The sequence below is a fragment of the Mycobacterium sp. genome, assembly GCF_050701675.1.
Lineage (GTDB): Bacteria > Actinomycetota > Actinomycetes > Mycobacteriales > Mycobacteriaceae > Mycobacterium.
The window spans coordinates 1-7,200 of sequence record NZ_JBOGDD010000419.1; the positions used below are offsets into that span (position 1 = coordinate 1).

Below are 7,200 nucleotides of genomic sequence, written 5' to 3' on the forward strand. Positions count from 1 at the left end.
GGGGAGATCCGTCGGTTGACGTCGCTGTCGGAGGACGAGTTGTTCGTCGCGGCCAAGGAGTTGCAGGCGCCGTACGAGCTGGTGGTGGAGGTGGCGCGGGCGGGTAAGTTGCCGGTGACGTTGTTCACTGCCGGTGGTATCGCCACCCCGGCGGATGCGGCGATGATGATGCAGCTCGGTGCCGAGGGTGTGTTCGTGGGGTCGGGCATCTTCAAGTCCGGTGATCCGGCGGCCCGTGCGGCGGCGATCGTGAAGGCCACCACCTTTTATGACGATCCCGACGTGCTGGCCAAGGTGTCGCGCGGGCTCGGCGAGGCCATGGTCGGCATCAACGTCGATGACATCGCGCAGCCACACCGGCTCGCCGAACGCGGCTGGTGACCACGATGTCGGTAGGTCGGCGCACGTCGAACGACCCAACACGGCGGCCGTCGTCGCACCAAGAAGTAGCACGGACGTCCACCAACCACCACCGAACAACAGGAGTCCTTGTGTCCACCAATGCAGACGTCGTCATCCTCGGCGGCGGATCCGGCGGATCCGGCGGGTATGCCGCGGCGATCCGGTCGGCCGAACTCGGCCGCTCCGTCGTCCTCGTCGAGCAGAACGATCTCGGTGGGACGTGCCTTCACCGCGGCTGCATACCCACCAAGGCACTCCTGCGCGGCAGAGGTCGCCGACAGTGCCCGCACAGCAGGCCAATTCGGTATCGACATGACGTTTGGCGGGGTCGACGCCGAGAAGGTGCACGCTTACCAGCAGTCCATAGTTCGACGCCTGCACAAAGGGCTCAGCGGGCTGGTCGCGTCGCATGGGATCACCGTGGTCCACGGTCGCGGATACCTCGCCGACAGCCACGAGGTCAGGGTCATGGCCACGACTACATCACTCGCGAAATCACCATCGCCCCCGGCGGTAGCACCGGGTGGCACTGGCACGACGGCGAACTCATCGCCGTCGTCAAACAGGGCACCTTGACCCACAACATGTCCGACTGCTCGATCGACGGCGTGTACAACGCCGGCGACCCCGTCATCGAACCTGCAGGACCCGACCACGTGCACATCGGGCGCAACCTCGGAGCGGTTCCGATGGTCCTGCAGGTCATCTACGTCGACCCCGTCGGCAAACCGCTCGCCGAGGACGCCCCCGACCCCGGCTGCAATTTCAGCTGAGCCGTCTCACTCCGTCCCCCGATCAGCTTTCGTCGGCCCGGCGGGCGCGGGCGGGCGACCGCGACGGTCCTGCCGTGTTCGACCAGATCCTCCGGCAGTCGCTGCGGGCGGGCATCGACTCGGCCCACGGGTCGCGTCCTTCGAGTGCGCCAATCGCCGTGTGCACCGTGAAGTGGGCGGGGTGATCTGGTCGAGGTCAGTCCGGGCCAGCGGAAACGACACCGATGTCCCCGGGCGCAGCCGTGGGCTGTACGCAAGCGGCGACGGTCGCGCCGTGGGCCGGGTGGAGTCCACGAACACCTCGGACACGCCGAGTGGCACTGGTTCCAGGGAAGTCGCCCTCGGCGCCGCCGACCCAGGGCAACCCGAACGATTCGGCCGCCAACCAGCGAGGTCTTCGCGGCATCGAGCAGTGACGATCTACCGGGTGTCGGTGGGCACCAGCACCGACATCGGTTCGCTCCAGCGCGCCCAGCCAGAGTGCACTAGGCTCACCGCACTGCGCGCATGGTCATTGGCTGCACGATGCCACATGTGCGTGTTGCGGCTAGACGTTCAGGCTGCGCCGCCGCTGGATGTGTTGCAGCAGTTGCCGCGCGAGTTCCTCCGTTTCGAAGAACCGCGCGGTCTCGAGCGCGGACGGTGAGCCTGCCAGCGGGTCGGCGTCGGCTGACAGCAGCATTTCGATGATCGTCGAGTCGTTCTTGAAGACCGCGCCTGCCAACGGAGTTTGTCCTCGATCGTTGTGCCGATCCACGTCGGCCCCGCGCGCGATCAGTGCCGAGACAGCGGACTCGTGTCCGTAGTAGGCCGCCAGCATCACCAGGGTGTCCCCGTTGGTGTTGGTGAGGTTCACGGGTACGCCCGCGTCGACGTAAGCGGCCAACATTGCGGCGTCGCCGCTGCGAGCCGAGTCGAACAAGCGTGACGCCAGGTCCATGAGCTCGGGATCCAGGGTGGCTCTCGATTCGTCGATCACGTTGTCTGCCATGTCAACTCCAAACTGGTCAGCGTCGGGCGAACGCCGAACTTTCCTGTCCCCAAGGCCCGGGGGGAAGTCGCGACGAACTCGGTCGCTGTTGGCTGTTATAGCGCGCCCAGGGCTTCGCACGCCTTGCGCACGCCTTCGCCGTAGGCGGGGTCGGCCTGGGTGCAGTTCGCGATGTGCGTCTCGACGGTCTGGTGCCGAGCGCCCTTGATCGCGCGAGCGGTGTTGTCGAAGAGCCTCTGCTGCTCGTGGCCGGTCATGAGCCGGAACAGGTCACCGGGTTGCTCGAAGTAGTTGTCGTCGTCCTCGCGGAAGTCGAAGTGATCCGCGGTGGACCCGATCGACTCAGCGGGATCGGCGTAGGCGGGCTGCTCAGCCCAGCGGCCGAAGTTGTTTGGCTCAACACCGGCGACCCCGCCCTGGTTGCCGTCGACGCGCATGGCCCCGTCGCGGTGGTAGGTGTTGACCAGCTTGGCTGCACGGGGATAGTTGACCGGGATCTGGTGGTGGTTGACGCCCACCCGGTAGCGGGCTGCGTCTCCGTATGAGAACAACCGGCCCTGGAGCATCTTGTCCGGGCTGAACGAGATCCCCGGGATGAGGTTGGACGGAGTGAACGCGGCCTGCTCGACGTCGGCGAAGTAGTTGTCCGGGTTGCGGTTGAGCTCGTATTCGCCGACCTCGATCAGCGGATAGTCCTTCTGGCTCCACACCTTGGTCAGGTCGAAGGGATGGAAGCGGTAGGTGGCGGCGTCTGCTTCGGGCATCACCTGGATGTACACAGTCCACTTCGGGTAGTCGCCGCGCTCGATGGCGTCGAACAGGTCGCGGCCGTGGGATTCGCGGTCGCGGCCGATCAGTTCTCCTGCTTCGGCATCGGTGAGACACTCGATGCCCTGCTGGGTGCGGAAGTGGAACTTGACCCAGTGCCGCTGGCCTTCGGCGTTGATCATGCTGTAGGCGTGTGAGCCGTAGCCGTGCATGTGCCGGAATGACCTCGGGATGCCGCGGTCGCTCATGGTGATGGTGACCTGGTGCAGTGATTCCGGCAGGTTGGTCCAAAAGCCCCAGTTGTTCTCGGGGTCACGCATATTGGTGCGTGGGTCGCGCTTGACGGCGCGGTTGAGGTCGGGGAACTTCAGTGGGTCGCGGTGAAAGAACACCGGGGTGTTGTTGCCGACCACGTCCCAGTTGCCTTCGGTCGTGTAAAAGCGCAGCGCGTATCCGCGGATGTCGCGCTCGGCGTCCGCCGCGCCGCGCTCGCCAGCCACTGTGGAGAACCGGGCGAACATCTCACAGCTGTTGCCGACCTGGCTGAAGATCGCCGCCTTCGTGTACTGGCTGATGTCTTGCGTGACGCGGAACGTGCCGAAGGCACCCGAACCCTTGGCGTGCATGCGCCGCTCGGGGATGACTTCGCGGGCGAAGTGGGCGAGCTTCTCGATCAGCCACAGATCTTGTAGGAGCAGCGGGCCGCGTGGACCGGCGCTCATGCTGTTCTGATTGTCCGTGACGGGCGCTCCCGCCGCGGTGGTCAGCGGTTTGGTGTTTTCTTCGAATGCCATGTTCTTCTCCTTGGCGGCGGGTAGAGGTGTAGGTCGGGCCTGGTTGGACTATTTCCAATTTCGCTGAGCGTGGGGCGTCGCTGCAACGTGAAAAGCGACAAGTAATCCACAGATTCGGACACTCGATGCGCTGGGCGGCCGCGGCTCCGGCTTGTTACCCGCCGGAACTCTCCGTTTGGCGAGCTCGAAGAGGTGCTGTCGGGGTGCATTTCACTCGGGCCAGCTGTTGTTCCGGATGATATCGACGAAATCGTCGCGGACGAACGATGGGTCGAAATACTCGGGTACGTCAGCGTTGACATTTCCGAAAGTGCTGTGCGGGCGGTGTTTGTTGCCGTCGTTGAACGCTCGCAGTATCCGGTGCTTGAAATCTGGTCGTGGGTTGGCGGCGGTGACGGCCTCAAGCGCCTCGGGGGACAGCGCCTCACGATCGATACCCAGCACGTCGGTCTCCACACCGGCGGTGACCAAGGCGATTTCCGGATCGAGGAATTCGGGCACGTTGGGTGTGGTGTGCAACGCGATGCTCAGCCAGACCTTCCGGGCGTCAGCTTCGCCGACACCGTGAGCCAGCACGAAGTCGCGCGCCGCGTTGGCCCCGTCGACCTCAAAACGCACCATGGAAGTGCGGTAGGTCTCGGTGAGCCCGACATCGTGAAACATGGCCCCGGCATAGAGCAGTTCTAGATCCGGCTGCAGTCCGCGGCGCCGGCCCTGCAGCACGCCGAACAGAAACACACGCCGCGAATGATCGAAAAGCAAATCATCCTCGGTGTCCCTGATGAAGGCGGTGATTTCGCGCACCAGGTCGGTGTCGGGGATGACGACGCCGGCGATACTGTCGGCCGCAATGGTAGACATGTGCAACTCCTGGAATCAGCGACATATTGGGTTGTGTGCGCCCAGTTTTGGGAGTCGGCATGGCGACACAGTGCTGCCGCCACATTCCCGGTTTGGGCACGCCCCACGTTTGCGCCCCTTAGAGCGGGCCCGTGGTGTGATCACGGCTACCTTCGTTGATCATCGTCACACCCACGACCCCCGATGTCGCTACCGCTGCCATGCAACCGGCATACCTGCTAGCTGTAATCTGCCGCGGGACTGGGTGGGCTGGACGCCACCGAGGATGGGGACCTACGCCAGGCGAGCCTTGCGGGCGCTCATCGTGGCGCTGCCTAAGAATGTGTGCTCAACCGCATCGATTATATGTTTGAGCGCCACTGGGGGCACTGAGAAGTCGCTGGTAGAAGGGATTTCGGGCTGAGGCCTCAGTCCTGCGAACCCGTCTCAGTGTCACGAGTTGTCACAACCCGGCCGAAACTGCTCGCGGTTGCCTTGAGGGCATCGTCTTGACTGCGCGCGTAGACCGGCAGCGTGAAGGCGGCACTGGCGTGGCCCAGCCACGCTGCAATACCTGCGATAGGGACGTGGCGGAGGTGCATCAGCGTCGCGCACGAATGTCGCGCGTCGTATTCACCCGACCCGTACCCGTTCGATACCCAGCCCGTCGAGCATCCGTCCCCATCGGAACGTGAGCAGGCTTGGGTGGTAGGGCTGTCCGGACGACCGACTATTGCACCCGGCCGCCGGCGTCGGGAGGTGGACGCGGTCAGATGCGCTGCACCACTTGCGCGTTGATCGCTTGGTCGAGGAAATCGGCCGGGACGTCCGGCCATTGGGGCTGCCACCGGGCGGACCGCTGGTCTGCACGTAGCTCCGAAAGCGTTGCGGCCACGTACGGACCGCCGTCGACGAGGTAACGCAGCATCCGCAACTGTGCGCACTGCGCCGCGACGGCCGCGATCGTGGTCTTCGCTTCATCGGCATGCCCGGCGGCCGAAAGGCTGGCACCCAGCAGCCGACGCGCTCGTAACAACGCCTGTGGGCGGTTCGGCGTCGCCGTTCGTTCGACCCACTCCTTCGCCCACCGGCAGGCAAGTTCCCTCTTGTCCGGATCGGCGGCGTCCATCAAGATCCGGATTGCCGAGGCCTCTTCGAACTGCAGGGTGATCTCGTCGATCGCGTCAACCGGTTGGCGGCGTAGCTCGTACGACGTCGGCGGCGACGGATCAGACCCCGGATACGGCGCAAGCCCGAGGCGGGTGCGTTCATGCTCCGCCATCGCCCGCAACCGGTTCAGTGATAGCGCCTGCGCCACCCGGGCGGCCTCGTCAAGCCGTTGACCGGCCGCAAACCGGTCGCCCTGAAGGGCCTTGATCCTCGCGGCGATCACGTAGCGGGCGATCTTGAAGTCGACCGAGCCACCCTCGGGTCCGAGTTTGTAGCCCTCCTCGAGCAGGCGGCTGGCCTCGTCGAGATCGCCTCGCTCGTAGAGCAATTCGCCCAGTGCCGAACTCGCCAGCCGAGCGGTGTAGGAGTGGCTGCCGCCGGACCGCTTGGCGATTTTGAGAGCCTTGCGGAAGCATGCTTCCGCCGTCGATGTGTCGAGCATCAATCGGTGTGCAAGGCCTGAGTAGCAGAGTCCGTGCACGATGTTGAAGTTGTCCCGGTTGTGTTCGGCGTACGGCACCGCCCACGCCTGGATTCGATTCACTTCGTCGAGGTCGTAGCGATAGGCGGCGGCGAAGGTCGCCACGGTGGCGGCCACGCCTACGGCAAACGGACGCAGGTGATCTCGACGTGCCAGGCAGGCCGCGATGTGCTCGTCGATGCCTGCGAGCCGGTCCGAGCGCAGATCGGCAACCGCTCGCACAACCCCGCCTTCCGCGCGCAGGTCTGTGATTTCGTCGTCGTCTAGGTCGCACGATCCCAGCCCGGATTCCATGAGGGTCAATGCCTGTTCGGCAGCTGGAATCCGGTGCAGCACAATGTTGGCCCAGCCCAGGGCGATCTGCACCCGCGGATCCGAATGCACGACGGCGGCCGGCAGCTTGCCCACCAGCCCGATCAGCGTGCCCATTTGGGAATTCGCCACCAACTGGATGCCGTCGTTTTCGACGAGTTGCACCGCCCGCTGGTCATCGCCGGCGGCCAGCGCGTGATCGACCGCCTCGCTGACCAGGCGGTGCTCGGCGAACCACGTCGACGCCACGCGGTGCAACCGCGCGACCCGCTCGGGTTCATCACGACCGAGCCGGTGCCGCAGGAAGTCGACGAACAATTGGTGGTAACGGAACCACTGCTCGTCGATCCGGCGCAGGAACAAGTCGCGCTCCTCGACCTGTTCGAGCATCGCCTGCCCGTCCGGCACACCGGTCAACGTCGTCGCCAGGTCCCCGCTGATGCGCTCGGTGATCGACGTGGCCAGCAGGAAATCGAGCATCGACGGTTCCAGGGTGTTGAGTACGTTCTCGACGAGAAACCCGCTGATCGCGTGGTGGCGGCCGGTCATCGTGCCGATGAGCCGGACAGGATCGTCGCGGCCGCGCAGCGACAACGACGCCAGCTGGAGTGCCGCCACCCAGCCGTCCGTCTTGGCGGTGAGCTCTTCGACGTCGGCGTGGTCCAGGTC

The 7,200-nt window shown here is 65.1% G+C and carries 5 protein-coding genes and 2 pseudogenes; 3 read left to right on the forward strand and 4 right to left on the reverse strand.

Going from position 1 to position 7,200, the window contains the following annotated elements; genetic code table 11:
• The 3 genes and pseudogenes from ACRDUX_RS12680 to ACRDUX_RS12690 form a co-directional block, all read left to right on the forward strand.
• On the forward strand, positions 1-381 hold a 381-nt coding region (locus ACRDUX_RS12680), incomplete at its 5' end, for a beta/alpha barrel domain-containing protein (RefSeq protein ID WP_526414380.1).
• A 110-nt stretch (positions 382-491) separates the two neighbouring features.
• Positions 492-847, forward strand: a pseudogene (locus tag ACRDUX_RS12685) (FAD-dependent oxidoreductase); the annotation flags it as partial.
• Between the two features lie 61 nt (positions 848-908).
• A pseudogene (locus tag ACRDUX_RS12690) lies at positions 909-1,175 on the forward strand (cupin domain-containing protein); the annotation flags it as partial.
• Between the two features lie 547 nt (positions 1,176-1,722).
• On the opposite strand, the gene ACRDUX_RS12695 reads toward ACRDUX_RS12690, so the two are convergent.
• From ACRDUX_RS12695 to ACRDUX_RS12710, 4 genes are all read right to left on the reverse strand, one after another.
• Entirely contained in the window at positions 1,723-2,166 is a 444-nt protein-coding gene (locus ACRDUX_RS12695; RefSeq protein WP_526414381.1) for an ankyrin repeat domain-containing protein, read from the reverse strand.
• Positions 2,167-2,261: 95 nt separating this feature from the next.
• Positions 2,262-3,728 carry a catalase gene (locus ACRDUX_RS12700; RefSeq protein ID WP_526414382.1) on the reverse strand — a complete coding sequence of 489 codons (1,467 nt, stop codon included), beginning with the start codon at positions 3,726-3,728 and terminating at the stop codon, positions 2,262-2,264.
• A 210-nt stretch (positions 3,729-3,938) separates the two neighbouring features.
• Entirely contained in the window at positions 3,939-4,589 is a 651-nt protein-coding gene (locus ACRDUX_RS12705) for an HD domain-containing protein (RefSeq protein ID WP_526414383.1), read from the reverse strand.
• A 748-nt stretch (positions 4,590-5,337) separates the two neighbouring features.
• On the reverse strand, positions 5,338-7,200 hold a 1,863-nt coding region (locus ACRDUX_RS12710; protein WP_526414384.1), incomplete at its 5' end, for a winged helix-turn-helix domain-containing protein.